This window comes from Streptomyces sp. NPDC051913 (genome assembly GCF_044593635.1).
Classification (GTDB): Bacteria; Actinomycetota; Actinomycetes; order Streptomycetales; family Streptomycetaceae; genus Streptomyces.
This window is the reverse complement of sequence record NZ_JBIUCI010000001.1, coordinates 475,192-501,051: the sequence shown is the minus strand read 5'-3', so window position 1 is coordinate 501,051 and position 25,860 is coordinate 475,192. Positions and strand designations below refer to the sequence as shown.

The 25,860-nt window shown below is 68.5% G+C and carries 31 protein-coding genes; 25 read left to right on the top strand and 6 right to left on the bottom strand.

Features of this window, described 5'->3' with window-relative positions; genetic code table 11:
- The 10 genes from ACIHIX_RS02330 (at position 1) to ACIHIX_RS02285 (ending at position 7,947) form a co-directional block, all read left to right on the top strand.
- Positions 1-390, top strand: a complete 390-nt coding sequence (locus ACIHIX_RS02330; protein WP_399948829.1) for a TadE/TadG family type IV pilus assembly protein — start codon at positions 1-3, stop codon at positions 388-390.
- A gap of 13 nt (positions 391-403) precedes the next feature.
- Positions 404-1,741, top strand: coding sequence for a CpaF family protein (locus ACIHIX_RS02325; RefSeq protein WP_399948827.1), 1,338 nt, complete (start codon positions 404-406; stop codon positions 1,739-1,741).
- Positions 1,742-1,753: 12 nt separating this feature from the next.
- Positions 1,754-2,698 carry a type II secretion system F family protein gene (locus ACIHIX_RS02320; RefSeq protein WP_399948825.1) on the top strand — a complete coding sequence of 315 codons (945 nt, stop codon included), beginning with the start codon at positions 1,754-1,756 and terminating at the stop codon, positions 2,696-2,698.
- A gap of 13 nt (positions 2,699-2,711) precedes the next feature.
- Complete coding sequence (locus ACIHIX_RS02315) at positions 2,712-3,599, top strand: DUF5936 domain-containing protein (protein ID WP_329335242.1); 888 nt, start codon at positions 2,712-2,714, stop codon at positions 3,597-3,599.
- Between the two features lie 12 nt (positions 3,600-3,611).
- Positions 3,612-5,036 carry a sensor histidine kinase gene (locus tag ACIHIX_RS02310; protein WP_399948823.1) on the top strand — a complete coding sequence of 475 codons (1,425 nt, stop codon included), beginning with the start codon at positions 3,612-3,614 and terminating at the stop codon, positions 5,034-5,036.
- Complete coding sequence (locus ACIHIX_RS02305) at positions 5,036-5,803, top strand: response regulator (RefSeq protein ID WP_399948821.1); 768 nt, start codon at positions 5,036-5,038, stop codon at positions 5,801-5,803. The genes ACIHIX_RS02310 and ACIHIX_RS02305 overlap by 1 nt, the downstream gene beginning before the upstream one ends.
- A 96-nt stretch (positions 5,804-5,899) precedes the next feature.
- Positions 5,900-6,094, top strand: coding sequence for a Flp family type IVb pilin (locus ACIHIX_RS02300; protein WP_399948819.1), 195 nt, complete (start codon positions 5,900-5,902; stop codon positions 6,092-6,094).
- Positions 6,094-6,690, top strand: a complete 597-nt coding sequence (locus tag ACIHIX_RS02295; RefSeq protein WP_399948817.1) for a pilus assembly protein TadG-related protein — start codon at positions 6,094-6,096, stop codon at positions 6,688-6,690. The genes ACIHIX_RS02300 and ACIHIX_RS02295 overlap by 1 nt, the downstream gene beginning before the upstream one ends.
- 34 nt (positions 6,691-6,724) lie before the next feature.
- Positions 6,725-7,312: a hypothetical protein gene (locus tag ACIHIX_RS02290; RefSeq protein WP_399948815.1), complete on the top strand. Its 588-nt coding sequence runs from the start codon at positions 6,725-6,727 to the stop codon at positions 7,310-7,312.
- Positions 7,309-7,947: an OmpA family protein gene (locus tag ACIHIX_RS02285; RefSeq protein ID WP_399948814.1), complete on the top strand. Its 639-nt coding sequence runs from the start codon at positions 7,309-7,311 to the stop codon at positions 7,945-7,947. Before ACIHIX_RS02290 ends, ACIHIX_RS02285 begins: the two co-directional genes overlap by 4 nt.
- Positions 7,948-8,025: 78 nt before the next feature.
- Here the strand turns inward: ACIHIX_RS02285 and ACIHIX_RS02280 are convergent, their stop codons facing one another.
- The 3 genes from ACIHIX_RS02280 to ACIHIX_RS02270 form a co-directional block, all read right to left on the bottom strand.
- Complete coding sequence (locus ACIHIX_RS02280) at positions 8,026-8,403, bottom strand: nuclear transport factor 2 family protein (protein WP_329335228.1); 378 nt, start codon at positions 8,401-8,403, stop codon at positions 8,026-8,028.
- Between the two features lie 63 nt (positions 8,404-8,466).
- A complete protein-coding gene (locus ACIHIX_RS02275) occupies positions 8,467-9,162 on the bottom strand; it encodes a DUF4232 domain-containing protein (protein ID WP_399948811.1) in 696 nt (231 codons plus the stop codon).
- 144 nt (positions 9,163-9,306) lie between these two features.
- Positions 9,307-9,711 (bottom strand): ATP-binding protein, encoded by a 405-nt coding sequence (locus ACIHIX_RS02270; RefSeq protein WP_399948809.1) that lies wholly within the window; start codon positions 9,709-9,711, stop codon positions 9,307-9,309.
- 201 nt (positions 9,712-9,912) lie between these two features.
- Here ACIHIX_RS02270 and ACIHIX_RS02265 point away from each other — a divergent pair, with 201 nt between their 5' ends.
- From ACIHIX_RS02265 to ACIHIX_RS02255, 3 genes are all read left to right on the top strand, one after another.
- On the top strand, positions 9,913-10,749 hold the full coding sequence (locus ACIHIX_RS02265) for a helix-turn-helix domain-containing protein (RefSeq protein ID WP_399948807.1): 837 nt from the start codon (positions 9,913-9,915) through the stop codon (positions 10,747-10,749).
- A gap of 8 nt (positions 10,750-10,757) precedes the next feature.
- Positions 10,758-10,946, top strand: coding sequence for a DUF397 domain-containing protein (locus tag ACIHIX_RS02260; RefSeq protein WP_399948805.1), 189 nt, complete (start codon positions 10,758-10,760; stop codon positions 10,944-10,946).
- A gap of 64 nt (positions 10,947-11,010) precedes the next feature.
- Positions 11,011-11,601 carry a hypothetical protein gene (locus tag ACIHIX_RS02255; protein WP_399948803.1) on the top strand — a complete coding sequence of 197 codons (591 nt, stop codon included), beginning with the start codon at positions 11,011-11,013 and terminating at the stop codon, positions 11,599-11,601.
- 28 nt (positions 11,602-11,629) lie between these two features.
- On the opposite strand, the gene ACIHIX_RS02250 is transcribed toward ACIHIX_RS02255, so the two are convergent.
- On the bottom strand, positions 11,630-12,016 hold the full coding sequence (locus ACIHIX_RS02250; protein ID WP_399948801.1) for a DUF192 domain-containing protein: 387 nt from the start codon (positions 12,014-12,016) through the stop codon (positions 11,630-11,632).
- A gap of 407 nt (positions 12,017-12,423) precedes the next feature.
- Between ACIHIX_RS02250 and ACIHIX_RS02245 the strand changes: the two genes are divergently transcribed.
- The 8 genes from ACIHIX_RS02245 to ACIHIX_RS02210 all read left to right on the top strand — a co-directional run bounded on the left by ACIHIX_RS02245 (position 12,424) and on the right by ACIHIX_RS02210 (position 18,752).
- Positions 12,424-13,080 (top strand): hypothetical protein, encoded by a 657-nt coding sequence (locus ACIHIX_RS02245; RefSeq protein ID WP_399948799.1) that lies wholly within the window; start codon positions 12,424-12,426, stop codon positions 13,078-13,080.
- A complete protein-coding gene (locus tag ACIHIX_RS02240) occupies positions 13,068-14,114 on the top strand; it encodes a hypothetical protein (RefSeq protein WP_399948797.1) in 1,047 nt (348 codons plus the stop codon). The genes ACIHIX_RS02245 and ACIHIX_RS02240 overlap by 13 nt, the downstream gene beginning before the upstream one ends.
- Positions 14,115-14,237: 123 nt before the next feature.
- A complete protein-coding gene (locus ACIHIX_RS02235) occupies positions 14,238-14,558 on the top strand; it encodes a hypothetical protein (RefSeq protein WP_399948795.1) in 321 nt (106 codons plus the stop codon).
- Entirely contained in the window at positions 14,555-15,919 is a 1,365-nt protein-coding gene (locus ACIHIX_RS02230; RefSeq protein ID WP_399948794.1) for a hypothetical protein, read from the top strand. Before ACIHIX_RS02235 ends, ACIHIX_RS02230 begins: the two co-directional genes overlap by 4 nt.
- Before the next feature lie 25 nt (positions 15,920-15,944).
- Positions 15,945-16,604: a hypothetical protein gene (locus ACIHIX_RS02225; RefSeq protein WP_399948792.1), complete on the top strand. Its 660-nt coding sequence runs from the start codon at positions 15,945-15,947 to the stop codon at positions 16,602-16,604.
- 20 nt (positions 16,605-16,624) lie between these two features.
- The gene (locus ACIHIX_RS02220; protein WP_399948790.1) at positions 16,625-17,314 is read left to right on the top strand and encodes a hypothetical protein; all 690 of its coding nucleotides are present in this window, start codon (positions 16,625-16,627) and stop codon (positions 17,312-17,314) included.
- Between the two features lie 41 nt (positions 17,315-17,355).
- Complete coding sequence (locus tag ACIHIX_RS02215; protein WP_399948788.1) at positions 17,356-18,246, top strand: LLM class flavin-dependent oxidoreductase; 891 nt, start codon at positions 17,356-17,358, stop codon at positions 18,244-18,246.
- A complete protein-coding gene (locus ACIHIX_RS02210; RefSeq protein ID WP_399948786.1) occupies positions 18,246-18,752 on the top strand; it encodes a GNAT family N-acetyltransferase in 507 nt (168 codons plus the stop codon). The genes ACIHIX_RS02215 and ACIHIX_RS02210 overlap by 1 nt, the downstream gene beginning before the upstream one ends.
- Here the strand turns inward: ACIHIX_RS02210 and ACIHIX_RS02205 are convergent.
- Positions 18,727-19,254, bottom strand: coding sequence for a DinB family protein (locus ACIHIX_RS02205; RefSeq protein WP_399948784.1), 528 nt, complete (start codon positions 19,252-19,254; stop codon positions 18,727-18,729). The genes ACIHIX_RS02210 and ACIHIX_RS02205 overlap by 26 nt on opposite strands.
- Positions 19,255-19,304: 50 nt before the next feature.
- On the opposite strand from ACIHIX_RS02205, the gene ACIHIX_RS02200 reads away from it, so the two are divergent.
- Complete coding sequence (locus ACIHIX_RS02200; protein WP_399948782.1) at positions 19,305-20,114, top strand: methyltransferase domain-containing protein; 810 nt, start codon at positions 19,305-19,307, stop codon at positions 20,112-20,114.
- 84 nt (positions 20,115-20,198) lie between these two features.
- Here the strand turns inward: ACIHIX_RS02200 and ACIHIX_RS02195 are convergent, their stop codons facing one another.
- Positions 20,199-21,383: a winged helix DNA-binding domain-containing protein gene (locus ACIHIX_RS02195; protein WP_399948781.1), complete on the bottom strand. Its 1,185-nt coding sequence runs from the start codon at positions 21,381-21,383 to the stop codon at positions 20,199-20,201.
- An 844-nt stretch (positions 21,384-22,227) separates the two neighbouring features.
- Here ACIHIX_RS02195 and ACIHIX_RS02190 point away from each other — a divergent pair.
- The 3 genes from ACIHIX_RS02190 (at position 22,228) to ACIHIX_RS02180 (ending at position 25,739) form a co-directional block, all read left to right on the top strand.
- On the top strand, positions 22,228-23,001 hold the full coding sequence (locus ACIHIX_RS02190; protein WP_399948779.1) for an isoprenyl transferase: 774 nt from the start codon (positions 22,228-22,230) through the stop codon (positions 22,999-23,001).
- Between the two features lie 329 nt (positions 23,002-23,330).
- Positions 23,331-24,656, top strand: a complete 1,326-nt coding sequence (locus ACIHIX_RS02185) for a PhoH family protein (protein WP_399948777.1) — start codon at positions 23,331-23,333, stop codon at positions 24,654-24,656.
- A 399-nt stretch (positions 24,657-25,055) separates the two neighbouring features.
- Positions 25,056-25,739: a transglycosylase SLT domain-containing protein gene (locus tag ACIHIX_RS02180; RefSeq protein WP_399948775.1), complete on the top strand. Its 684-nt coding sequence runs from the start codon at positions 25,056-25,058 to the stop codon at positions 25,737-25,739.
- Positions 25,740-25,860 lie beyond the last annotated feature (121 nt).

Sequence of the window (25,860 nt, the reverse complement as noted above, 5' to 3'; positions counted from 1 at the left end):
ATGTCGTACGACGCGAACGACTCCGAAGTCCGCGACGGCCGCAGCGGCGCCGTCGGCCGCCGCGACCGCGGCCAGGTGGCCATCGAGTACCTGGGATTCATCCCGATCCTCCTCCTCGTCGCGCTCGCCGGCGTCCAGGTCGGGCTCATCGCCTACGCCGCCCAGCAGGCCGGTACGGCGGCCAGGGCCGGGGCACGGGCGGCCTCCCTCGACCACGGCGCGCAGGAGGGCTGCGCGACGGCGGTCAGCGACTGGCTGTCCGTCACCTGTTCCGAGTCCGGCGGCGACGACTCGGTGACCGTCACCGCCACCGTCGACATCCCGAACCTCGTCCCCTTCTGGGACTTCGGCACCGCTCAGAAGACCGCGACCATGCCGCTCGACCACTGAACGAGGTACGACCATGAGCCTGCGCGCACGCATCAACACCCCCGAGGAGAACGGCGCCCGGGGCGAGGACGGCCACCTCGTCGCGTCGTACCGCGCCAAGCTCCTGGAGGAGATCGACCTCGCGGAGATGAGCTCGCTGGCGGCGGCCGAGCGCCGGGCCCGCCTGGAGCGCGTGCTCGGCCACATCATCAGCCGCGAGGGCCCGGTCCTGTCGACGGTCGAACGCTCCCAGCTGATCAGGCGGGTCGTCGACGAGGCACTCGGCCTCGGCATACTCGAACCGCTCCTCGAAGACGCGTCGATCACCGAGATCATGGTGAACGGCCCTGACGCGATCTTCGTCGAACGCGGCGGCAGGGTCGAGCAGTTGCCGCTCCGCTTCCCCTCCCACGACCAGCTGATGCAGACCATCGAACGGATCGTGTCGACGGTCAACCGCCGGGTCGACGAGTCGAACCCGATGGTCGACGCCCGGCTCCCCTCGGGCGAGCGAGTGAACGTGATCATCCCGCCGCTGTCCCTGACCGGCGCGACCCTGACCATCCGCCGCTTCCCGCGCTCCTTCACCCTGCACGAGATGGTCGGCTTCGGCTCGCTGGACGAGCACATGCTGTACCTGCTGGCGGGGTTGGTGCGGGCGAAGTTCAACATCATCGTCTCGGGCGCGACCGGCACGGGGAAGACCACGCTGTTGAATGCCCTCTCCGGCCTGATCCCGGAACACGAACGCATCATCACCATCGAGGACTCGGCCGAACTCCAGCTCCAGCAGACGCATGTCATCCGCCTCGAGTCCCGCCCCCCGAACGTCGAGGGCAAGGGTCAGATCACCATCCGCGACCTGGTCCGCAACTCCCTGCGCATGCGCCCCGACCGGATCGTCGTCGGCGAGGTCCGCGGCGGGGAGTCCCTGGACATGCTCCAGGCCATGTCGACGGGCCACGACGGCTCACTCGCCACCGTCCACGCCAACAGCACCGAGGACGCGCTGATGCGGCTCAAGACCCTGGCGTCGATGTCCGAGGTCGGCGTCCCCTTCGAGGCGCTGCACGACCAGATCAACAGCGCGGTGGACGTCATCATCCAGCTCACCCGCTTCCCGGACGGAGCCCGCCGCATCACCGAGATCGCGGTGCTGGACAGCCACGGCGGCGAACCGTACCGCCTCGCCACGGTGGCCCGCTTCCACGCCCAGCCGATGGCGGCGGACGGCCGCGTCTACGGCGCCTTCGAGTACTCCCCGCTCCCACGCCGTACGGCCAACCGCCTCTACATGGCGAGCCAGCCGATCCCGCAAGCCTTCGGCGTGGCCCAGAGCGTGGCCGAGCTGACGACCCGAGAAACCAGGTAGGTGGACTGGCTGATGGAACTGCAAACCCTGGTCCAGCTGGCCACCGGCCTCACCCTGGTCACCTGTGGCCTCGCGGTGGCGGGCCTGCACGCGTACGCCATGGGCAAGGCCCAGCGCCAGGCCCTCATCGACCGCCTCTCGTCCACCGGCCAGATCGAGGCGGGCGGTCGCAGGCGCCGCTTCCCGAAACTGGACCGGCGGCTGCGCCGCACGAAGCTCGGCAGGAAACTGGAACTCCGCCTCGCGGCCACCGGCCTGGACATCACACCGGGCGAGTTCTTCGTCTACATGATGTCGAGCGCGGCCGGCCTGTTCCTCGTCGGCCAGGCGTCCCTGGCGCCCTTCTTCGGCCCCATCGCCGGCCTCCTGGGCATCTGGGCGGCGCTCCAGTTCCTCAACTGGCAACGCCAGAAGCGCATCGAGAAGTTCATCAACCAACTCCCCGAACTCTCCAGGATCCTGGCGAACGCGACCCAGGCGGGCCTGGCCCTGCGCACGGCGATCGGGATGGCGGCGGAGGAGCTGGAGGCCCCGGCGGGCGAGGAGTTGGGGAAGGTGGCCAACCAACTCTCCCTGGGCGCGTCCCTCGACGACGCCCTGGGAGAGATGGCGGAGCGCCTGCCCTCTCGTGAGCTGGTGGTACTGGTCACGACCCTGGTGCTGTCCAACCGGGCGGGCGGTCAGGTCGTGGGCGCGTTGCGGAACTTGACGGAGACCCTCGAAGAACGGAAGGAGACCCGTCGTGAGGTCCGCACCCAGCTCTCCCAGGTCAACATGACGTCGTACGCGGTCCCGATCCTCGGCATCGGTTCCCTCTTCCTGATGAACGGGGTGAAGGACGGCGCCCTGGACCGCATGACCGGCTCCCCGGTGGGCCAAGGGGTGGTGATCGTCGCGTTCGCGATGTACGCGGTCGGGTTCATCCTCATCCGCCGTCTGTCCCGTATCGACGTCTGAAGGGGGCGGAGAGATGGCGATAGGACTCGCACTGCTGATGGGGCTGGCCGTCTGGGGCGTCTTCGCCGGAATCCGCATGTACCGGGCGGACGCGAAACTGCCGAGCGACCTGGTCCTCGCCCTGGAGATCGGCGCCACGCGCACGGGCGCGGTGGACTCGGTGATCGACCGCTTGGGAATGCGGTACGCGCCGGCGGTACTGCGCCTGATGGGCCCCAAGCAGGTGGCCAAGTACCGCAGGAAGATCGACCTGGCGGGCAACCCCGGGGGCCTGACGATCGACCGCTACGCGGCGCGCCGGGCGGTGTACGGCTTCCTGGGCGGCTTCGGCGGCCTGCTGTCCCTGATGCGCGGCAACCTGCTCCTGGCCCTGCTCCTCTTCGCGTTCGGGGTCTTCTGGACCGAGGTCGGCATCTGGTCGGCGATCCGCGTCCGCAAGGACGTCATCGAGCGCACCCTGCCGGACTTCCTGGACGTCCTCGCGGTGGTGGTCAGCGCGGGCCTCGGCTTCCGCCAGGCCCTCGACCGCGTCGCCACGAAGTACGAGGGTCCGTGGGCGGACGAACTCCGCATCACACTCCGCCAGATGGACCTGGGCATGAGCCGCCGTCAGGCGTTCGCGGAACTGCGGCGCCGCAACGACTCCGAACAGGTCGCGATGTTCGTGACGGCGTTGCAGCAGGGCGAGGAGCTGGGCGCCCCGATCGTCGACACGCTCATCGCCCTCGCCAAGGACATGCGCCGCACCGACGCCCAGAACGCCCGCCGCAAGGCCGCCCGCGCGGTCCCCAAGGCCACGATGATGATCACCACCTTCATGGTCCCGGCCACGATGCTCCTCCTGGGCGCGGGCCTGATCCTGGGCTCGGGGACGGACTTCGGTTCGATCACGGGGAAGTAGGGAGGGGGCGGGATGGCTATGACGAGGCCGAGGCCACAGCCGGGGCGACAGCCGGGGACCAGGGCGGTAGCGGATGGCTTCCGTTTGCTGCGGAGCCGTTCTATACGGTCAGCCGCCGACGCCGCTGAGCCCCCAAAGGACCCACCCGCACCCGCCGCTGAGCCCCCACAGGCCCCACCCGCACCCGCCCTCACCTCCGCACCCGCCCCCACCATCCCCCTCCAGACCAACGCCCTCCAAGCCATGTGCCGTCAGGTCTTCGGCTTCCGCCTGGCCATGATCGCGCTCGCCGCCCCCGCCGCCCTCCTCAACGCCGCCCCCGGCCTGAGCGCACGCCTGGTCGCCGCGGCCGTACTGGTCACCTTCATGGGCTCGTACGTCCTCTTCAGGGACTGGGAACGCTTCGGCCCCCTGCTCCTCCGCCACCCCACCCTCCTGGCCGCGGACACCCTCTTCGGCGCCCTGCTCCTGATCTCGGCCGGCCCGGACACCACCCTCGCCTACGTCAGCGTCTGCACCCCGCTGCTCGCGGGCCTCGTCTACGGCTGGCGAGGCGCAGGCTGCTTCGCCTCCCTCCAGGGCCTGATACTCGTCACGGTCTACGCCGGTTCCAAGGACCTCCACCCCACGGTCGCCGAGGCCCTCCTCCTCCCGGGCCTCTGTGTGGTGACCGGAGCCATGGGTGTGACCCTGCGCAACCTGATGCTCCGTTTCGGCGCGGCGACCCAGGCCCTCACCACGGTCCAGGCCCGCCTCGCGGCGACGGAAGCGGTCAGCGCGGAACGCGCCCGCCTGGCCCGCGAGATGCACGACTCGGTGGCGAAGACCCTGCACGGCGTGGCCCTGGCCGCGGACAGTCTGGCGACGTCGGCGGGGGCGGCGCACACCGACCCGGCACGCATACGGCAGCAGGCCGACCTGGTGGCCCGCTCCGCCCGCAGGGCAGCAGCGGAATCCCGGGAACTCCTGGCCGACCTCCGCCGCCAGGAGACCCCGGACCACGGCACCGACGTCATGGCGGAACTGGCGGCCAGAACAGCCGACTTCAGCACCCGTACGGGCCTGCCCGCCACCTACCACCCCACCGGCGACCACCATCTCCCCCCGCTCCCGCCTCCCGTCGCCCGCCAACTCCTCACCATCGCGACGGAAGCCATGGAGAACGCCCACCGCCATGCCTCCCCGACCCGCGTGGACGTGAGCGGCGGGGTGGAGGGCGACCTCCTGCGCATCACGGTCTACGACGACGGCCGGGGCCTCCCGCACGATCTCACGCTCGAACAGCTGCGCAGAGCCGGCCACTTCGGCCTCGTAGGCATGGTCGAACGGGCGGCAGCGCTCGGTGCCCGCATCCGCATCGGCCGAGGAGACCACTCCAAGGGCACGGAGGTCCGCCTGGAACTCCCGCTGGCCACGATCCGAGAGGAGGCCGCGTGATGCCGACCCGTTTGCGGGTGCTGGTCGCGGACGACAACCCGGTGGTTCGCGCGGGCCTGACCGCCCTGCTCTCCGGCCACGAGGACATCACCGTCGTAGCGCAGGCGGCCGACGGCCGCGAGGCATACGAGGCCGCCCACCGCCACCGCCCCGACGTGATCCTCCTGGACGTCCGCATGCCCGGCGTCGACGGCATCTCGGCACTTCCGCACCTGGTGCCGATCGCCCCGGTCCTGATGCTGACGTACAGCAGCGAGTCGGAGATCGTCCACGAGGCCCTGCGCCGAGGCGCCGGCGGCTATCTGGTGCACGGCGAGTTCACCACGGACCAACTGGTGGCGGCGGTACGGGACGCAGGAACCGGAAGCGCCCACCTGACGGCGTCGGCGGCGGGCGCGGTCATGGCCCGACTGCGCAGTTCGAAGGCCGCGACCCTGCCGGAGAACCTCGGCGTGGCGAGTGCAACTGCATACGATACAGAGATCTCAAATCCCCATCCACAAGCCAGTTCTGCCAAAACCCTTTCGCAACTGCAACCATCTGTGGCACAGTCTCGCTATCAACTCAGCGCGAGGGAGGCGGAGGTCATGGAACTCATCGCGTCCGGCATGAACAACCAGCAGATCGCCGCCACCTGCTTCATCAGCGAGAAGACCGTCAAGAACCACATCAACCGCATCTTCGCCAAACTCCACAGCACCAGCCGCGCCGAGGCCGCGGCGAAGTGGCTCGGGACGGCACCGGATTCCTACGGAGACCTGCGGTGACCGGGTTTTGGGCCCGGATTTGGGCCCTGGGACCCTCTGAGGAGAAGGTCGTTCCCTCGTACGTTGCTCGTACCACGGACAACGGAGGGCAACGCCATGAGCAACTGGATCAACACCACGGTCTCGTACCTCAAGGCCCGCGCCGGGCGGAACGACAAGGGCCAGACGGCGGTGGAGTACCTGGGCATCATCGCGGTGGTCGTCGCGATCATCCTTGTTCTCCTCAGCACGGACTTCGGCGCACAGATCGCCGACGCGATCACGACACAGATCGGGCAGATCACGGGCTGATGCGCGGGCGCGCTCGCGGAGACGCAGGGCAGGCTTTCCCCATCTACATCACGGTGGTGGGCGGCCTGCTCTTTCTCGCGTTCGCGTACCTTGCGGTCGGCCAGGCCGCGGCGAACAAGAACGGTGCCGATACGGCCGCCGACGCGGCGGCCCTCGCGGCAGCCCAGGACCGGCGGGACCAGCTCGCGGACCTGTGGGTGACGGACGTCCTCGACCCGACCAAGTGGCAGGACATCTTCGACGGCAACGCGGAGGGACTCGACCCTTCGTGCGGACGTGCGGAGCAACTGGCGGCGCAGAACGACGCCGTGGTGCTGTCGTGCGCCCCGGAGGGGCCGTTGGCCTACACGGTCGAGGTGAGGACCAACAAGACCGTGGGGGAGTCCGTCATCCCCGGCACGGAGGACAAGCAGTCGACGGCGTCCGCCACCGCCGAGATCGAGTCCCTGTGCACGTTCGAACCCCCGGCCGAGGACGCGGCGGACGACGTACTGCCGCGCCTCTCCTGCAAGGACAGGAACTGGGACCTGGACCCGGAGGACCTCGGCGTTCTGCCCGAGCCCGAGGACCTCTTCGATGTCCACCTGGCCGACTGACAAGCGAACGACGAGTGACGAAGGAAGCGGAAGCATGAGCAGCATTCGGTTCACGGCGAAGGCCCGCAGAGGGGCGGTCGCGCTGGCACTCGCGGCCGGACTGGCCGCCGGTGTGGCCGGCTGTGGTGGAGGCGGTGACGACGACAACAAGAAGCCGGAGACGACGGCGTCCGCTCCGCAGAAGGACGGGTCCGACCCGAGCCCGCAGGAGGGCCAGTCGGACGATGTCCAAGCCGAGTTGAAGGGTTCGAGCGGGCTGCTCCTCCAGATCACCACCGCCGAGCGGGACGCCGGTGGATTCGTCACCGTGAACGGCACCCTGAAGAACGACAGCGCCAAGTCGGTCACGGTGCCGATGCTGCTGCGGGGCGACGAGACGGAGGTCATCGCACACGGCCGGTCGCTGGGCGGCGCTACCCTCGTCGACTCCAAGGAGAAGAAGCGCTACTACGTACTGCGCGACACAGAGGGCCGCCCGCTGACCACGACAGGCTTCTCCACGCTCAAGGCAGGGGAGGAACTCGCGGTCTTCATGCAGTTCCCGTCCCCACCCGAATCCACCACAGACGTCACCCTCCAACTCCCCACCTTCTCCAGCGCCACGATCAAGATCTCCGGATGAGGCAGGCGATGACCCTCACCTCCTCCCGCGTGGCCTGGGCCGCGGCGACGGTCCTGATCGTCACCAACCTCTACGGCGTCACGTCCGCCCACGCCGACGAGACGCCCAGCGTCCCCCCGGGCACCGAAGCCACCGCCACCGCCCCCGTGAAGGTCGACCCGAACGACCCCGACCTGAAGCTCCCCGAAGGCGCCACCCTGGCCGAGCCGAAGGTCCTCGACATCAAACAGGTCGTGGAGGACGAAGGCGGCGAGGAACGCCGCGAAGACACCAACGCCGACGTCAAGTTCGCACTCCAGGCCGAGGTCCTGTTCAGCAAGGACAGTGCGAAGCTGAGCGACGACTCCAAGGCCCGTATCGCCGCGATCGCGGACGAGATCAAGAAGCAGAACGCGACACGGATCAGGGTCTTCGGCTTCACCGACAACCTGGGTTCGTCGGCGCACGGCGACGTCCTGTCCCGCCAGCGGGCGAACGCGGTCCAGGACGTCCTCGACGAGGAACTGAACGACGCGGGCATCACATACGAGGTGCGCGGCTACGGCGAGCAGTACCCGATCGCCGACAACTCGACGGAGACGGGCCGGAAGAAGAACCGAAGGGTGGAGGTCTCCTTCCCGCGCACGGAGAGCTGACGTTGGGGGCACTGGGCGCCGCCGGTTGTGGCAGTGGAAACAGCGATGGAGGCGGGAGAGCGGGACGCACGGCGTCGGTCAGGAGCCGGACGGCTTGATCTCCCCGGCGAAGACGATGATCTGGTCGATGAGGCTCCGGCGCAGATGGACGACGTCCGTTCCCGCGAGACGGGGACCGCCGTCCGGGGTGGTGAAGACCCACTCGTAGCGCGCCCACTCGTCGGGCATGTCCACGGCCGAGCAGCGCACCATCGTGCCGGCCCCGGCCGGATGCCGTCGGATGTCCAGCACGAACCGCTCGACCGCCTCGATCCCCTCGCTACGACCGAGCGGCCCCCAGAAGACGACGTCCGAAGTCAGAGCCTGCGAGAGCAACGACGTCACATACGCGTCGTCCGAGGCGTTGAAGGCGGAGATGAAGGTGTCGATCGCGGACCGCGCCGTATCTTCCTGCATTCACCATTCATACCAGTCGGCATACGGGACTTGAGCGCGGTCACGCGAGCGTACGGGGCACCGTCACCTGGCGAACATGAACTTCTCGGTCGCCGCCAGGTCGGTGTTCCAGAACGTGACCTGAGGGGTGGCGCTGACGGCGGGATCCCCGACGTTCAGGAAGTCCGTGCCCTCGGGGAACTCGACGGCGAGCTGGGCCACCCCCGCCTCGACGTTCTCGATGTCCACGAAGCCGATCGTCATCGACTTCACGGCGGTCGTCTCCTCGTCAGCCCGCCACAGCAACAACCCCGCGTACCCCTTCCCGCCCGGTGCGACCGTCGCGAGCTTCTTCGGCTTGGACTCCATCGGGCCGATCTGCTCCACGGCACCGTCGCCGAAGGACACGTACGGGTACAGGTACAGCGTGCACTTCGAGTCACTGATGTTCGTCGCCGTGAGGAGCAGATGCCGGGCCTCGTCGTGCGGGTAGACCTTCGTGACGACGGAGACGTCGGAGTCGGTGCAGGGCCTGGCCTCCTCACCGGAGGTCTCGCCGCCGGCGTTGTCGTCGTCGTTGCTGTCGTTGTCGGGGGTGGCCGTACCGGGCGCGCCGGAGGCGGACGCGCTCGGCGTACTGCTGGACGAGCTGGACGGCGTACCGCTCGTCGCCCCGTCGTCACCGCCCCCGCCCGCCTCGCACGCAGTCGAGGTGAGCAGCGCGGCGACGGCGGCGGCGCCGAGGGCGTACGTCCTGAGTCTGATGCGGGCAGCGCCCATGGTGTTCCCCCGTGTGATTGGCCTGGACTGGCGCTCCGATTCTGCACAGCGGAGCGCACCGATCCAGACACCCTCCGCGATCGTTACGGATCAAGGACATGGACGGGACACTTCCGTTTCTCCAGGTCAGCGCGGCGAAGCGACTCAAGCGGCGGCAAGCTCGCACCACACGTACTTGCCTCGCCGGCCATCCCGGGACAGAGGCTGCCAGCCCCACAGGTCAGCACAGGCCCGGATCAGCACGAGCCCCCGTCCCTCTTCCGTGAGCCCCAACTCCGTGACCGGCTCCGGCGGTTGAGGGTCGGCGTCCCACGCCCCGATGCGCAGTACCCCCGCCGCCCAACGGACCCGCAGGGCGGCGGGCCCCTTCGTGTGCCGTACGGCGTTGGAGACCAGCTCGGCCGCGAGGAGCTCCGCGACGTCGACGAGGCGGATCAGGCCGTGCAGGGTGAGGATGAGGCGGAGGGTACGGCGGCTGACGGTGACGGAACGGACGTCGTTCGGGATGTAGAGCGTGTACTCCCAGGGGACGGATTCGGTTTCGGGCATGGTCGGCTCCCGGTCGGTGGGGGGTGAGTGGTGCGCGGTGGCGGTGCCGCCGGCGCCGTGGCAGGGCGGGGCGGTGCACTTCCGCAGTGTGTGCGGTGCGTCACTGACGGTAGGGGGTACATGTAACTTCCGGCAAGCTGATCGCGTAATCTGGCCCCTAACGGGCGTCACCGGCAGGCCTGTTGAGTCGAGGAGCGGCGGATGGTCCCGAGGCGTGAACCAACTGCGCGTCAGATGCGTCTGGCGGTCGAACTGCGCAGGCTTCGCGAGGCGGCAGGGCTCACGGCGATCGAGGCGGCGGCGCTGCTCGGGGTGAACAGGGTCCAGATCAGCCAGATCGAGTCCGGGATGAAGGGAGTGAGCGAGCAGCGTCTGCATCGACTCGCGTCCCACTACGCCTGCACGGACAAGGAGTTCATCAGCGCGCTAGTCGCCATGGCCACGGACCGAACACGCGGGTGGTGGGAAGAGTGCCGGGGGCTGCTGCCCACGTCCTTCCTGGATCTCGCGGAGTTGGAGCACCACGCCACTTTCCTGCACGAGGTGGCGATTCTGTACGTCCCGGGTCTGGTGCAGACGGAGGACTACGCTCGCGCTGTCTTCTCCTCCAGAGTGCCCGAGCTCGCCGAGGACGAGCTGGAACTTCGTCTCCGTCACCGCTTGCGACGCCAACAGATCACCACCCCCTACGAGTTGGTGATTCACGAATGTGCCCTGCGGATCAGGGTCGGCGACCGTGCTGTGGCCAGGGCCCAACTCGCCAAACTGGTAGAGGTCTCCGAGGCTGACAGCATCACGGTCCGTGTGATCCCGTTCGACCTGGACGGCTTCGGCAGTGCAGCCAGCGCCATGACGTATGTCGGCGGCACCCTCTCCAAGTTGGACACGGTTGTGCGCGACGTACCTCACGGCTTGGCGTTCGTCGACTCCGAAGCCCAACTCGAGGTCTTTCGAACGCGCTTCCGTAAGGTGGAAGCTGTATCACTCGACCCCGACCGGTCCCGTGACTTCATCCACCGGCTGGCGAAAGACCTGTGAGGCACCCTATGGACAACTGGCGGAAGTCGTCCTACTCAGGCCCCGATGACGGCAACGCCTGCGTGGAGATCGCCAACACAACCACCCACGTAGCCGTCCGCGACTCCAAAACCCCCTCAGGCCCCACCCTCACGTTCCCCACCACCACCTTCACCCCCTTCATCGAGGGGCTGACAATCACGCCCCCTGCCCCGTAACGCGCAATGGGCGGCCGGCGAAACCGATTGGCGACCGCTCGCAACGCCGTGCGAGGCTCCGCCCATGGGCAACTCCAAGGCATACCCGGTGCTCCGCACCACCGACGCGGCGACGGCATACGCGCAGGCCAAGCGCCTGGTAGGGCTCCTGGAGCAGATCGCGGACGAGGTATGGCTGATGGCCGAGCTGCACACGGTCGCGGACGTACGCAGGATGGCGCGGGCGCTCCCGCAGGGCCCGTACGACTACCTGAACGCCCGCAAGGACCCGACCACGGGCGAGTACCTCAGCTTCGATGCGGACGTGACGACGGCGGACGACGCCACATTGGAGGCGGCCCTGCCCCTGGACCTCTCGGAGGAGTTCCCGAGGGGAGAGGTGGAGGACCTCTTCGTGGCGGCTCTCGGCACGGGGACGGCCTCCATCGACTGGCACGGCAGATGGCCGGAGGACGACGAGGCGGACTGCCACGGCACGCCGCGATACGACGGCGTCCAGGTCGTCTTCCACGGCAGCCACGCCCAGTGGGACACCTGGACCGAGCACCACACCGTCTTCGTCCACACGGACAAGTGGGGCGACCTGCCGAGGGCCCGCAAACTGGCGGCGTACATCGGGAGTGAGGTGGTGGGGGAGCAGGAGGTGGGTTGGTAACCGTCGCGTACGCCCGCCCCACCCACCCCTACGCAGCGGAGCCGGCCCCAGCCTCGGCCACGACCTCCACCCGCACCCCGCTCCGCAACCCCCACCCGGCCATGACACCGGCGTCGGCCTCCACCACATGCCGGGCCCGCACCCGCGGCAGCCCCAACCGCCCGGGCTTCATGGTCCGGACGGCGATGACGACGAGGTCGCGATCGAGATAGGCGACGTCGATGGCCATACGCATCCGGAAGGTGTGCACGCTGTTGGCGGGCGACAACAGCATGGCCCCCTCAACCCCGTCCCGCCCCAACAGCCCTTTGGTGCGGGCCCGATAGGAGGCGGCGACCTCTACCGGAACAGAAACCGCCCCCGCCTCCCCCCGCACAACCAACACTCCCCGCCCATCCCGAAACCGCCGCCCCACGCCCGTCCCACCTCTCTCCCGCCCGAAAGCACAGAGGGCGTGTGCTGCCCCGCCCCTTGGATAGCGTTCCTCACCCAAGAAGGCCACACTCCAGGAGGCTGACCTCACCCTGAGCCCGCGGTGGATGGCGACGGCAGGAAGCGCCAAGTGCCAGCCGCGAATAAGACCGGCGGCGAGCGACATCACCACTTCCTCCTTTGCTCATTCATAAGTGGAACAACCAGTTCGCCGTGCGCTCGGGCCGCCTGCCCCCGCGTTACCCAACCGTGACCGCTCAATCGAGCCTGGGAGTGCACGATTTGGCCCCATACATACCCCCAAGTGCTCCGCTTCACCCTGGTGTCACCCCATCCCGCTGGATAGCGTTGGTTCGCTCAAGAGAAGCCTCGCCTCACCAGGAGCCGATCGTGAATCGCCGCCCCACCCTGATCGCAGCGCTCACGCTGACCGCCGCAGCGGCCCTGACGCTGTCCGCGTGCGGGAGCGATGACAGCTCCAAGGACGACAACGACAAGATCGCGGGAGCGGACACCGGCGGTGGCGTATCGGCTTCACCGACTGCCTCCGCATCGACAGCAGCGAACCGCCCGAAGATCGAACTGCCGTCGGATCTGAGCTATGCCTTTGACTGGCCCAAGACGGGCAATCAGGACAAGGATGCGGTTCTGGCCGACGGAGAGCAGTCCATTAAGGCGGTGGACCTGGCGATCGTGAACCAGGACGCACTCGACAAGGCCTACCCCTACTACTACGAGGGGGAGGCCGCGGTCGGTGTGCAGAAGTTCGTGCAGGAGTACGTGGACGCCAAGGCCAGCATTACCGGGGCCTACCGCTTCTATAACCCCGAAGTGGCCGTCGACAAGGACGGCACCGCTTCCCTCAGCTATTGCGAGGACCAGGGGAAGGCGTACGTGAAAGACCTCAAGACCAACAAGGTCAAAAAGACCAAGGTCACTGCTGATAGTTACGTGATCTACCACACCTCCCTCAAGAAGAACGACAAGGGTGTGTGGGCGATCCAGAAGATCGTCTCGCAGAGGGGGAGCGCCAAGTGCCAGCCCTGACACGCGCAATGAAGAGGATTCACGGGGGCATTGCTGTCGGGGCGTGCCTGTGGCTCCTTGCTGTGCCCGGAGTGGCACAGGCCGATGACTCCCCGACCGGGGGAACTCTCGACTCCAGCGATACCGAGCAGAATGCCAACGCCAGCGACGACGGCACCCTCAGCGTCACCGCCGGAGGCGTCGTCTTCGACCGTTCCAAGAACGGCAGCGGCACCTCCACCGGCGCCCTGACGTCTAGCACCTCCTGGACCCCGCCGCCTTGCTGGTACGCGCCCAAATACACCCCGGAGCAGCTCCAGAAGACGCTGGAGCCGATCTGGGAAGCCGAGTCGACCGGCTACGAGTGGGATGCCGAGCAGCGGAAGAAGTACAACGCGGACGACGAGGAAAAGGGCTTCAACAAGGACAAGACCGGCAAGGGTTACTGGTGGGACTCCTACGTCGACAAGAGCTACCCCCCGGGCTGGGACTCCTGTGACAAGGGACCGTTCTGGGTGGACACGGGCGACGCCCCGCCGGCCCAGTACGAGAACGCCGTCACCCCCGAGATCCTCGCCGAACTCGCCTACAACGAGATCCGCGTCCCGGGCACCGAGGTGACCCTGGCTCCCGCCGAAGCGACCAAGGTCAACCTCCCCACCTGGGCGTGGCTCGACGGCGCCGCCTTCAAGCCGGTGTCCGTCACGGCCTCCGTCCCGGTGCTCCGAATCGAGGCGACCGCGACCGCGGAACCCGTCTCCTTGAAGATCGAGCCCGGCACCGCCGACGCCGTGACCTACCCGGCGTCCGGCGTCTGCGAGATCAACGACGGCCGGATCGGTGAGCCGTACGCCAAGGGGAAGGCCGACGAGACCCCGGTCTGCGGAGTGAAGTACCTGCGGTCGTCCGGCGACGGCACGTTCCCGCTCCGCGCGACGGTCACGTGGGAGATCCACTGGACCGGCACCGGCGGTACGGGCGGTGACCTCGACGACGGCAACTTCGGCGCCACGCAGAACGTCGTCGTACAGGAGATCCAGGCCGTCAACCGCTGACGATCGCAGGGTCCCACAGTCGGGCGATCACTCCCCTCGGGAGAGTGATCGCCCGCCTTGCTGAGCAGGTGGCGTGGATAGAGTCCGTCACTCGCGCACACGGCAAGAGCGGGGAGCGAGTGCATGGCGGGTCGGCTGGCCGTTGACGGTGATGAACTCTCCAAGTTCATGGGCAAGTTGAGGAAGTCGACCAGCTCGCTCGCGGGCGTGCGCAAGGCGCTGTCAGGTGCCGACATCCGAGGGCTGGGCACGGATGATCTCGACTCCGCGTGTGAGGACTTCCAGGACGACTGGAAGTACGGAGCCGAGGAGATCGGCAAGCAGACGGAAGACCTCGCCGAGATCATCGGCAAGAGCCGGGACAGCTACCGCGAGGTGGACAAGGCGCTGGAGGCGGCTCTGGAGAAGGCCGTACGGGAAGCGAAGCGCAGGGGCGGGAAGTGACCCTCACACCCGGTGTCGAGCGGACCCGCTCCACCGACTCCCGGTACCAACAGTACGACGACGACCTCAGGAAACCCCAAGGCCTGCAGACGACTGCGCCTGTCCCGAACCCTCACTACCCTCACCTGGGCTTCAATCCGGTGCCGGGCGACACCGAGACCGTACGGGGGCTGCACAAGAAGCTTGCCGACTGCGCCAAGACTCTTGAGGACGCACGCGACTTGGTGACCAAGTTGCTCGACGGCAGTTGCTGGGAGGGCGGTGCCGCGGTCGCCTTCCGCGAGCAACTCGACGGTGGCCCGCTGCCGTTGAATCTGAAGAACGCCGCACATTCCCTCCGCAAGGCGGGCAAGCAACTGGTCCGCTGGGAGAGCGAACTCGACGACTACCAGCGGCGTGCCAAGAAACTCGAAGAGGACGCGAAGGACGCCCGAGAGGTGGTGGCGCGGGCGAAGGGGCGGGCGACCAAGGCGGCGGACGACCCCCACCTGGAGGGAAAAGGGTCCGACAGCGATGCCGCGCAGAAGGCCCTGACCCACGCCAATGCCGATGTCGAGGAGGCGCAGGCCGAACTCGACAAGGTCATCGGTAAGGCGCGGAAGCTCGCCGAAGAGCACGAGAGCAAAGCCAAGCATCGCGCGGGCAAGATCCGGGACGCGACAAAGAAACTCGTCCCGCACGAACCGGGCTGGTTCGACGAGGCCCTCGACTGGCTGGGCGACAACCTCCCGGACATCCTGAGCTTCGTGGCGGGCGCGCTCGCAGTGGCCGCGCTGCTGCTCTCCGGCCCACTCGGCTGGAGCCTGGCCACGATCGCAACACTCATGCTCACGTCGTCGGCGATCAGCTTGGCGGGCTTCGGGCTGAGAATCTCGGCCCCGGAGGTGCGGGCTTCGCTTTGGGACGGGATCACCAAGGGTGAGCTCGACGCCGACTTCTGGAGCAACGCGGTTTCGGCGGGGGCGGATCTGGCTGGGGCCCTGCCTGGCGTGGGAGCCGTGGTCAAGGGAGGTGTCGAGGCTACGCAGGCGATTCGAGCGGGCAGCCAGAGCCTTGGCTTCTGGCAGAAGGCGGCCACCTACGGCTCCAAGACCTTCGACGAAGCGGGGACCATCAGTCGGCTGGACAATCCCTTGATCGCGCGAGCCGTCCGCAGTTGCAGCAACCCAGAAATGGCTGCCCGAGCCGTCGAGGCAACCTCCGGGCTGACCGGTGTCGGGACGGGCGGATTCGGCTTGTACGACAAAGCGGTGGATGCGGACGCCAGCGGTATCAAGGACGGAATGGTCGCAAGTGTCGATGGTTCACGTCTTGTCCTCGATAACGCCGGAATTTTCAGGTTGGCGACTCATGTCTTCTGAGGTTCCACAGGAAGGAAAAGGCCTCGTGACCCCCGTTGAGCATGCCACTGCATGGGACCATCCACCCACCCGTCGTGCCTGGGCAGCGCACATGGCCATGAATGCCATCGGCTTCATTGGCTGGATCGGCATTTGGGTTGCACTACTGGGAATTTCCCACCAAGGTCCCGGCTGGGTCGTCTGGATCTGCATGCCTTACTTCATCTACGGCGCATACCGGGCTGTGACTCAATTCCGCTACTTCGGACCGGCACTGTGGATGCTTCGGATCCTGCGCACGTACCCCTGGCAGGTCGTACCCGGCATCCCGCACGGACTGACCAGGAGGCCAGAAGTGCTTGGCCGTCAGTACGGATGGTTCGAGCTGCCCAATCCAGCCCGTACCGATCACCGGATGCCACTCGTCTTCGCTGAACACTTCCGCACCGGATGGTGGAGCCGCCGTATGGCGCCCCGTGCCAAGCCCCACTTGAAGGCCGAGATCGAAACGGTCTGGTTCGCGGGCGATCCACGCTTCGTGGGGGTGATCGGTGCACCTACTGCGAAGGGGACAGCTCCTCGGAGGCTCCACATCGTTGAGCAGAAGACCGATGTACGCAGTGGACAGCGCTTCGCTGACTGGGGCGCCACACCTGCCGACGTCGAGCGTGGGCGACAGGCCGGCGTATCACCGGCACACCCCTGAACTGCGCGGAGAGGCACGCTGTGACCGCCCCCACGATCCTTCTTCACGACTCCCTGAACGACCCCCTCGCGGAACTCTGGTTCGCCGAACCCGCCGGCTTCACTGAATTGCCACTCGATGCTCTGCTCCCGGCTCCGGACTCGGCGGCCGTCGACGACTTACGGGCAGCGGCTGCTCCGCTGCTGTACTCGGCACCAGACGATCTGGCTCGCCAACAGTTCATCGCCCACATCGCGAAGGCGCAGCAAACGCTGGCCGCCCTCCGCGACGTGGGGATGGTCTACTGCGCAGTGGGCCTGCACCGTGATGACGTGGAGGAGACGGACACAGGTGGCCACCGCCTTCTGTTTTCTTTCCTCACCATCTCCTGGTGCGGTTCCAACGTTGCCCCGCGCGGAGTGACCGCAGCCCGGGCAGTCACGTCAGCCGAAGGTCACGACCACGTCGATTTTCTTGATCTGCCCTGCGGGCCGGCGGCTTTGAGCGAGCGGCTGCTACGGCCGTCGGGGTCGCCCGGCCTGGTACCGCAACCGCTTCTCCAGGTCCAAGCGCATCTGCCGCACCCTGACTGCCGACGCCTGGCCGTGCTCACGCTGAGCACCACCGCCGTCGCGCGTCGGGGTGAGTACCGCGTCATCCTCAGACAGATTGCGGAGACGGTTCGCTTCGAGCGGCCGGAGGAGATCGGGGCGTGGACCAGCAGCGCGTAAAGAAGTTGTCCAGCCCCCTCCCCCTGGGTAGGAAGGTCCCCATGACCGCACTAGGCGCCGTCTTCCGCCCCCAACTCCCCCCAGAACGCCTCCGCGACATCGCCCGCCTCGCCGACGAGTCCGCTCTCGATGAGCTCTGGCTCTGGGAGGACTGCTTCAGAGAGGGTGGCGTCTCCACAGCCGCAGCAGCCCTCGCCTGGACCGAGCGGGTAAAGATCGGCGTCGGGCTGCTTCCCGTGCCGCTGCGCAACGTCGCCATCACGGCCATGGAGATCGCGTCCCTGGACCGAATGTTCCCCGGACGGGCCGTCGTCGGCGTCGGGCACGGTGTGCAGGACTGGATGGGGCAGGTCGGGGCGCGGGTCGAGTCGCCGGTGACCTTGCTGCGGGAGCATCTCGTCGCGCTGCGGGCGCTGTTGAGAGGGGAACGCGTCACCACCGACGAGCGATGGCGGTACGTCCGTCTCGATGACGTCGGCCTTGACTGGGCGCCGACCGCTCCCGTGCCTGTCCTCGCCGGCGCCACCGGCCCCCGTACCCTCCGGCTCACCGGGGAAGCCGCCGACGGGACCATCCTCACGGCCTCCACCACCGCCGACGGCGTACGACGGGCGCGGCAACTCATCGACGAGGGGCGGGAATCCGCCGGGCGCGGGGACCGGGGCACCGGAACGCATCGCGTCGTCGTCTACCTTCTCACCGCCACCGGGCCCGACGCCGCTCGGCGGCTGCGCGCCGAGCTTGCCGACGAAGGGCTTCAGGACGTTCCCGATCTCGGGGTCGCCGGCGACGCGGGTGCCGTCGCCAAGGCCGTTCAGCGGCTTGCCGAGGCCGGGGCCGACGCCGTGATTCTTCAGCCGACCGGGGACGAGCCGGACCCGGAGGGGTTCGTGCGGTTCGCGGCGGAGGAAGTACGGCCGCTGGTGCCGTGATGAGCGCCGGTGCGGGCGGGAGGGTGCGGCTGCGGGCCGTCAGAGACACCGACCTCGAATGGTTCCTCGCCTTCGAGCATGACGAAGAGGCCCTGCGGCGGTCCCGGTTCACCGCCCGGCCGCGCGAGCGGTTCATGGATCACTGGCGCGACAGCGTCCTCGGTGACGAGAGCTGTCTCGTCCGCACCGTCACCGTGGACAACCGGCCCGCCGGGCATGTCGTCAGCTGGTGGGAGGAAGAGGAAGGGGAACGGCGGTTCCTCGGGTACTGGCTCGGGCGGGAGTACTGGGGGAGAGGCGTCGGCGGCGCCGCCCTGACGCTGTTTCTTCAGTACGAGGAGCCCGTCCGGCCGCTCTACGCCGATCCCTTCATCGGCAATACCGCCTCTGTACGGCTCCTCGAGAAGCTCGGCTTCCGGCACACCGGCACGGTGTGGCACGGCGACGACGAACACACCCTCCTCGAGCTCCCCGGCCACCTCACCCCCGCCGGTGATCCCCCGTAGCCCCGTCGATCAGCTCCCGCACCACGTCCATGTGCCCGGCGTGCCGAGCCGTCTCCTCGATCATGTGGACGAGGACCCAGCGCAGGGACACCTCGTGGTCACGCCAGGACGGGCGGCCCAGCCCCTCCAGCGGAGTCTTCGCGATCACCCGGTCCGCCGCCGCTCTCGCCCGACCGTAGAACTCGACGATCTGCGCCGTCGTCTCACCCTGGTCGGCCCGCATGTCCTCGTCCGTCTCCGGGTCGAACCAGAACTTCTCCACCTCGCCGCCGAAGGTCTCCGCGAACCAGCCGTACTCCACCGACCCCAGATGCTTGACCAGGCCCAGCAGACTGGTGCCCGACGGCGTCATCGGGCGGCGCAGCCGCTCGTCGTCCAGGCCCTCCAGCTTCCACAGCACCGCGTCCCGATGCCGGTCCAGGCTCGCCCGCAGCGTCTCCTTCTCACCGCCGCGGTACGGCATCCCGGCGCCCATGTCCTCCGTGACCTCAGCATTCGTCATGCCGGAAAATTAGCAGCGCCCACTGACATCGCTCTGCGACGATCATCCCTATGCCCGCCGCCGCCGAAAACCACCGTCAGCACCCCGCCTTCGACGACCTCGTCGCCGAGGGTGCCGCAGTCCCCACCGACGGCTGGGACTTCTCCTGGTTCGAGGGGCGGGCCACCGAGGCGCGACCCTCGTGGGGGTACGCCACCGCGATGGCCGACCGGCTCGCCGGCGCGACCGCCGCCCTCGACATCCAGACCGGGGGCGGGGAGGTGCTCGACTTCGCCCTCGCCCAGGTCGAGCCGAAGGCCCCCGTCCTCGCCGTCGCCACCGAGGGCTGGCCGCCCAACGTCACCAAGGCCACCGCCCTGCTCCGCCCCCGCGGTGTCGCCGTCGTCGCCGTCCCCGAAGACGCGCCGCTGCCCTTCGCGGACGAGGCCTTCGACCTGGTCAGCAGTCGGCATCCGGTCAGCCCGAACTGGCCGGAGATCGCGCGCGTGCTGCGGCCCGGCGGGACGTACTTCGCCCAACATGTCGGCGCGCGCAGCGTGTTCGAGCTCGTCGAGCACTTCCTCGGACCGCTCCCGGGCGAGCAGAGCGCCGTCCGCCTCCCCGAGCGGGAGCGCGCGGGTGCCGAGGCCGCCGGTCTGGAGATCGTCGACCTGCGCTCGGAACGCCTCCGGATGGAGTTCTACGACATCGCCGCGGTCGTCCACTTCCTGCGCAAGGTGGTGTGGATGGTCCCGGACTTCACCGTCGAGAAGTACGAGCCCCAACTCCGTTCCCTGCACGAGCGGATCGAGTCCGAGGGCCCCTTCGTCGCCCACAGCTCCCGCCACCTCTTCGAGGCCCGCAAGCCCCAGCCCCACTAGGCCCGCTAGCCCCCAGCCCCACGAGGCCCGCTAGCCCCCAGCCTTACCCACGAGGCCCGCAAGCCCCAGCCCTCCGCCTGAGACTCAAGCGTGCGGCCCCGTCGTCACCTCGCCCACCACCAGCTCCGCCCGCTCCACCTCCCATACCTCCCCGACCCTCTCCACCTGTTCCGCCAACTCCCGTTCCTGCCACGCCGTCAGCCGCCCGAGCGGCTCCACCGTCACCGTCGTACGACGCCCCTGGCGCCGCTGGTGCCAGACGCCGGCCACCACGCCGTCCACCAGCAGCACCGGGTAGTTGCCGGCCTGGCCGCCCGCGAGTGCCCTGCGGTACGCGTCCCCGGGGAACAGCCGCTCCCGGGGTTGCGCGGCGATGCCGTACGCGTCGAAGTACGGCAGCAGCCGCACCCCAGGCACGCGCCCCCGCGTCGGCCCGCGCCCCGTCCCCGCGCCCGGGAATTCCGTGTCCCCGGCCGCCACCCACGCGTCGCCCACCCCCTCGAAGGCGACCCGCTCGATGTCGCCCTCCTCCGCCATCCGGGCGAAGAGCCGCACCGCCCAACCCCCGGGAGCCGCAAGCCACTTGGCGAACCACGCCGGCGTCGACGGGCCGTAGGCGCACAGAAAGCGGCGTACGAGTTCACGTACCGCCTCCTTCGGCGGCAGCGGGTCGAAGTGCGGGGGGCGGGTGTACGTCACCTTGCGGCCCCGGTTCGGGCCGAAGCACAGCGCGCCGGACTGGCCGGCCCGGTGCAGCACCTGGCGCCAGCGGGGCCACAGGGTCTGGAAGGCGGGCATCACCAGGTCGCCGGCCCAGGGACCCGTGCGGGCCACGACCTCCTCGTTCAGTTCGTCGATCGTGAGGTGTACGCCGTCCAGGGCGTCCCCGATCGCCGCCACGACCTGGTCGGCCTGCTGCTCGCTCAGCCGTACGTCCGGCGCCTGGCCGCCCGCGCCGGACGGGACGGCGGGCAGGGCGGCGCACCACAGGGGGAGCTCGGCGGTGGGAAGGAGATGGACAGTGCCTCGTGGGCCGTGGGTCTTCACCAGGGAGCGGTCCTCCCACAGTGCGGTGCGTACGTCCGCGCGGGTCAGCCCGGTGCTCCGTACCCCTACGGAGAGTTCGGCCGCGGACATCACCTGCGCGTGCGCCCCGAGCATCGCGGCGACCACGTCGGCGGCCGGGACGTCCTCGGGGGCGGAGATGGCCAGGAACTGGCGGTCGAGTCGGCGTGCGCTCGCCTGATCCCACGTGATGCTCGTCGTCATGGGGCGACGCTAGGACGGAACGAGGTCAGAAGCTGTCCTCTTGGGGTCGGCGAGGACGCACCCAGTAGAGGAGTGCAAAGAGGGCAATCTACGCATTAATCCCTCATTCCCCCTTCGTATTCACGGGACTCACGAGGTTTCCACATCGTTATCACCGTCAGCTCGCTTCTTACCTTCTCCTCACGTAAGTTCAGACCAAGGTAATTCGCGTGAGCAAAGCTGCGTGAGTGGTACCGCGCAGCGGAGGGGGCTGCGCGGTGCCCTGCCCCGCAGCTCGCGGGACCGGGGGGTCGGCGTCAAGGGTGCGCGCGGGGCCGGGGTCACCCGGGTGGGGGATGCGAACGCGACACGCCCGGACGGTGTCGGCGATGCCACGAGCCTTCCGGGTCCCGCCGGATCTCACCGGATCTCGCCCAACCACCCTGAGAATCAGCTGTGTTCCGGCCATGAGCCCGCCGTGAATGGGGTGTTTCGCGACCACCGGGCCGTCGCCGCATGACTGCGGAGAGTAGTTGTGGCACGCCGATGCACGCAGCATCACTTACGAAGGGTTATGGTGGAAACCCCCCCTCGGGCCGGTCCGTCTCCCCCCCACGGACCGGCCCGTTTTTTGTGTCCTCGCACTCCCCCTCAGGCCCGGCGCCCCCACCCGCCCCGGCCCGGGCCGGAACCGCCCCCACCTGCCAAGACCCCCGCACCAGGCGTGCCCGCCGCACCTCCGCCGGCACCCCGGACGCCGCCCGCGCCCTCAAGTCGTACGCGACCCGCGCTCAAGCGTCCCTCCACCGTCCCGGTAGGCTTCCGCGCGCGGGGACCGCATCTGCACGGAGGGGCTGACAATCTCGTGAACCTGCGCGACAAGCTGCGTGGCCTGCTGGTCAGGCTCTACGCACGCCGGGTGGAAGGCCACCTGGACCACGCTCAGGTGCCCAAGCACATCGGCGTCATCATGGACGGCAACCGCCGCTGGGCGAAGGCCGCCGGCTCCACCACCGTGCACGGTCACCGGGCGGGTGCAGAAAAGATCGAGGAATTCCTCGGCTGGTGCACCGAGACGGACGTCGAGGTCGTCACGCTGTGGCTGCTCTCGACGGACAACTTCGACCGGCCGCAGGACGAACTCGGGCCGCTGCTCGGCATCATCGAGGACGTCGTACGGACGCTCGCGGCGGACGGCCGCTGGCGGGTGCACCACGTCGGCACGCCCGACATCCTGCCCTCCCAGATGCAGATGGCGCTGAAGGAGGCGGAGGAGGCGACCGTCCATGTCGACGGAATACTCGTCAACGTCGCCATCGGCTACGGCGGCCGCCAGGAGATCGTCGACGCGATGCGCTCGATGATGCTGGACGCCGCCCACCACGGCACCTCGCTGGAAGAGCTCGCGGACTCCGTCACCGTCGACGCGATCAGCCGTCACCTCTACACAGGCGACCAGCCCGACCCCGACCTCGTGATCCGCACCAGCGGCGAACAGCGGCTGTCCGGATTCATGCTGTGGCAGACGGCCCACTCCGAGTACTACTTCTGTGAGGTCTTCTGGCCGGCCTTCCGCAAGGTCGACTTCCTGCGCGCCCTGCGCGACTACGCGGCACGCCACCGGCGTTACGGCGGCTGACACACGTACTCCGCCAAGGGGTGCCCCGAGTACCCCGTTTGGGGCGGAAGTAACAGAGAGTTCACCAGCGCGCCGTCATATGCACTGGCATGGCAGCGCGTGTTCGAGGGCATAAGGCAAGCAGGTCGACACCCGAACCACGGGTGTCGGATCCTCAGCGGACGGCACGGGGCCGTCCGCCCGGGAGGCCCTTTGCACCAGCCCGATCGTGCGGCGACCGCACGGACGAACAGGCGGAGGGCCGGTTCCCGGCCCGTGCAGACGGGCCGTCGACCGGTCCAGCTCCACTCCGTCGCTCCCCGACCTCATCCGAGGGGGTACGTCCTTCCGTGGTGACCAGCACAAAGCGCCGTATGCCTGACCGGCGCACCTATGTTCTCGACACCAGCGTTCTGCTGGCCGACCCGAACGCCCTGAGCCGCTTCGACGAGCACGAGGTCGTGCTCCCCATCGTCGTGGTGACGGAGTTGGAGGCCAAGCGGCACCATCCCGAACTCGGCTACTTCGCCCGGCAGGCGCTGCGCCTGCTCGACGAGTTCCGGGTGCGGCACGGCCGCCTCGACGCCCCCATCCCGATCGGGGAACTCGGCGGGACCGTCCGTGTCGAGCTCAATCACTCGGACCCCAGCGTGCTGCCCAGCGGCTACCGCCTGGGGGACAACGACTCCCGTATCCTCGCGGTCGCCCGCAATCTGCAGGCCGAGGGGTTCGACGTCACCGTCGTGTCGAAGGACCTCCCGCTCAGGATCAAGGCGTCCTCGGTCGGTCTCCTCGCCGAGGAGTACCGCGCCGAACTCGCCATCACGGACTCCTCCGGCTGGACCGGAATGTCCGAACTGACCCTGCCGGGCGAACAGGTGGACATCCTCTTCGAGGAAGGGCACGTGTATGTGCCCGAGGCGTCCGACCTTCCCGTACACACGGGCCTGACCATCCACTCCGAGCGCGGCAAGGCGCTGGGGCGCGTCTCGCCGGACGGGAACGTCCGTCTGGTGCGCGGCGACCGGGAGGCGTTCGGCATCAAGGGCAGGAGCGCCGAGCAGCGGATCGCGCTCGACCTGCTCCTCGATCCGGACGTCGGCATCGTCTCGATGGGCGGCCGGGCCGGCACCGGCAAGTCGGCGCTCGCGCTCTGCGCGGGTCTGGAGGCCGTGCTGGAGCGGCGTCAGCATCAGAAGGTGATGGTCTTCCGTCCGCTGTACGCGGTGGGCGGGCAGGAGCTGGGCTATCTGCCGGGTTCCGAGGCCGAGAAGATGAGCCCCTGGGCGCAGGCGGTCTTCGACACGCTGTCCGCGGTCACCAGCCGCGAGGTCATCGAGGAAGTCACCGCGCGCGGGATGCTCGAAGTACTGCCCCTCACCCACGTTCGCGGACGCTCGCTGCATGACGCGTTCGTGATCGTGGACGAGGCGCAGTCGCTGGAACGGAATGTGCTTCTCACCGTTCTGTCCCGAATCGGCGCCAATTCGCGGGTGGTTCTCACCCATGACGTGGCCCAGCGGGACAATCTGCGGGTGGGCCGGTACGACGGTGTCGTCGCCGTCGTGGAGAAGCTGAAGGGGCATCCGCTCTTCGCCCACGTCACGCTGACGCGGTCCGAGAGGTCCCAGATTGCGGCCCTTGTGACCGAAATGCTGGAGGACGGGCAAATCTGAGATAGTCACGGCCAGTTGGCGCCGTCCGGAAAGGCGAAGAGCCTAGCCGGGCGGCGCCTTCGCGTGTTGCTGTTTCTCAGAATCGCAGGGGCCAAACGGGATGTGAGCTTTCACACGCAACTCAGAATTGCCACCCGGCGTCCGGTTACGGCAGAGTCTCATTCCTGTCAGGCCCCGCATACGACACATCTGTACCGCCAGCGGTACGGCACCACAGCAACACCAGCTTCAACTCCATAGTCGACGTCGTATGCCGCCCGAGCACCACGCGGCGCCTCCCGCACGGGAGTTGCCCACCGGGCCCGTACCTCCCGTGACCCAGCAGTTGGGAGGTCAGCGCCAGGGGCAAGATTGCGTCCGCCAGGGTCACCGAAGCGGACGACGCTGGAAGGAAACCGTGTGAGTCCGATTTCGGTCCGGGGATTCGCAGTGGCCTCTGCCACCGCGGTCACCGCTGTCGGAAGCGTCGTCGGCGTTGCCTCGGGCAGCACCGCACAGACCAACGACGCCGAGGCGGCAGTTGCCGATTCGACGCTCCTCGCGGACATACCCGCGGGCCAGCAGGCCCAGGTGCAGACCGCATCCCTGACGCAGCAGGCCAACGTCCAGGCCATCCAGGCCGACGCGAGCGCCAAGAAGGACGCCGAGGAATCGGCCCGCAAGGCCGCTGCCAAGTCGGCGATCCAGAAGAAGGCCGACGCCGAGAAGGCCGCGAAGGAAGCCAAGGAGCGCCTGGAGGCCAAGGCCGCCGCCTCCCGCAGCTCTTCCAGCTTCCCGGTGCAGAGCTCGTACACCACGGCGCAGATCCAGGCGATGGCCGCCCAGATGGTGCCGAGCGGCCAGTTCCAGTGCTTCAGCAACATCGTGGACCACGAGTCCAGCTGGAACTACACCGCCGTCAACGCCTCCTCCGGCGCCTACGGTCTTTTCCAGGCGCTGCCCGGCTCGAAGATGTCCTCGGTCGGCGACGACTGGCGGACCAACCCGGCCACCCAGATCAAGTGGGGCCTCAACTACATGGACAGCCGCTACGGCAGCCCGTGCGAGGCATGGTCCTTCTGGCAGGCCAACCACTGGTACTAGGCGGCCCCGGTACGCAGTTCGTACCCCGCTCAACCCTGCAAGGCCCCTCACCGTCCTTTCGGTGAGGGGCTTTCGCTGTTCTCCGGCCCCGCATGTACGGTCGGGACGGACGGCTCCAGGG

Coding starts and splice junctions, on each gene's coding strand:
- ACIHIX_RS02330 (WP_399948829.1), top strand. CDS start 1: ATGTCGTACGACGCGAACGACTCCGAAGTCCGCGACGGCCGCAGCGGC.
- ACIHIX_RS02325 (WP_399948827.1), top strand. CDS start 404: ATGAGCCTGCGCGCACGCATCAACACCCCCGAGGAGAACGGCGCCCGG.
- ACIHIX_RS02320 (WP_399948825.1), top strand. CDS start 1,754: ATGGAACTGCAAACCCTGGTCCAGCTGGCCACCGGCCTCACCCTGGTC.
- ACIHIX_RS02315 (WP_329335242.1), top strand. CDS start 2,712: ATGGCGATAGGACTCGCACTGCTGATGGGGCTGGCCGTCTGGGGCGTC.
- ACIHIX_RS02310 (WP_399948823.1), top strand. CDS start 3,612: ATGGCTATGACGAGGCCGAGGCCACAGCCGGGGCGACAGCCGGGGACC.
- ACIHIX_RS02305 (WP_399948821.1), top strand. CDS start 5,036: ATGCCGACCCGTTTGCGGGTGCTGGTCGCGGACGACAACCCGGTGGTT.
- ACIHIX_RS02300 (WP_399948819.1), top strand. CDS start 5,900: ATGAGCAACTGGATCAACACCACGGTCTCGTACCTCAAGGCCCGCGCC.
- ACIHIX_RS02295 (WP_399948817.1), top strand. CDS start 6,094: ATGCGCGGGCGCGCTCGCGGAGACGCAGGGCAGGCTTTCCCCATCTAC.
- ACIHIX_RS02290 (WP_399948815.1), top strand. CDS start 6,725: ATGAGCAGCATTCGGTTCACGGCGAAGGCCCGCAGAGGGGCGGTCGCG.
- ACIHIX_RS02285 (WP_399948814.1), top strand. CDS start 7,309: ATGAGGCAGGCGATGACCCTCACCTCCTCCCGCGTGGCCTGGGCCGCG.
- ACIHIX_RS02280 (WP_329335228.1), bottom strand. CDS start 8,403: ATGCAGGAAGATACGGCGCGGTCCGCGATCGACACCTTCATCTCCGCC.
- ACIHIX_RS02275 (WP_399948811.1), bottom strand. CDS start 9,162: ATGGGCGCTGCCCGCATCAGACTCAGGACGTACGCCCTCGGCGCCGCC.
- ACIHIX_RS02270 (WP_399948809.1), bottom strand. CDS start 9,711: ATGCCCGAAACCGAATCCGTCCCCTGGGAGTACACGCTCTACATCCCG.
- ACIHIX_RS02265 (WP_399948807.1), top strand. CDS start 9,913: ATGGTCCCGAGGCGTGAACCAACTGCGCGTCAGATGCGTCTGGCGGTC.
- ACIHIX_RS02260 (WP_399948805.1), top strand. CDS start 10,758: ATGGACAACTGGCGGAAGTCGTCCTACTCAGGCCCCGATGACGGCAAC.
- ACIHIX_RS02255 (WP_399948803.1), top strand. CDS start 11,011: ATGGGCAACTCCAAGGCATACCCGGTGCTCCGCACCACCGACGCGGCG.
- ACIHIX_RS02235 (WP_399948795.1), top strand. CDS start 14,238: ATGGCGGGTCGGCTGGCCGTTGACGGTGATGAACTCTCCAAGTTCATG.
- ACIHIX_RS02215 (WP_399948788.1), top strand. CDS start 17,356: ATGACCGCACTAGGCGCCGTCTTCCGCCCCCAACTCCCCCCAGAACGC.
- ACIHIX_RS02210 (WP_399948786.1), top strand. CDS start 18,246: ATGAGCGCCGGTGCGGGCGGGAGGGTGCGGCTGCGGGCCGTCAGAGAC.
- ACIHIX_RS02205 (WP_399948784.1), bottom strand. CDS start 19,254: ATGACGAATGCTGAGGTCACGGAGGACATGGGCGCCGGGATGCCGTAC.
- ACIHIX_RS02200 (WP_399948782.1), top strand. CDS start 19,305: ATGCCCGCCGCCGCCGAAAACCACCGTCAGCACCCCGCCTTCGACGAC.
- ACIHIX_RS02195 (WP_399948781.1), bottom strand. CDS start 21,383: ATGACGACGAGCATCACGTGGGATCAGGCGAGCGCACGCCGACTCGAC.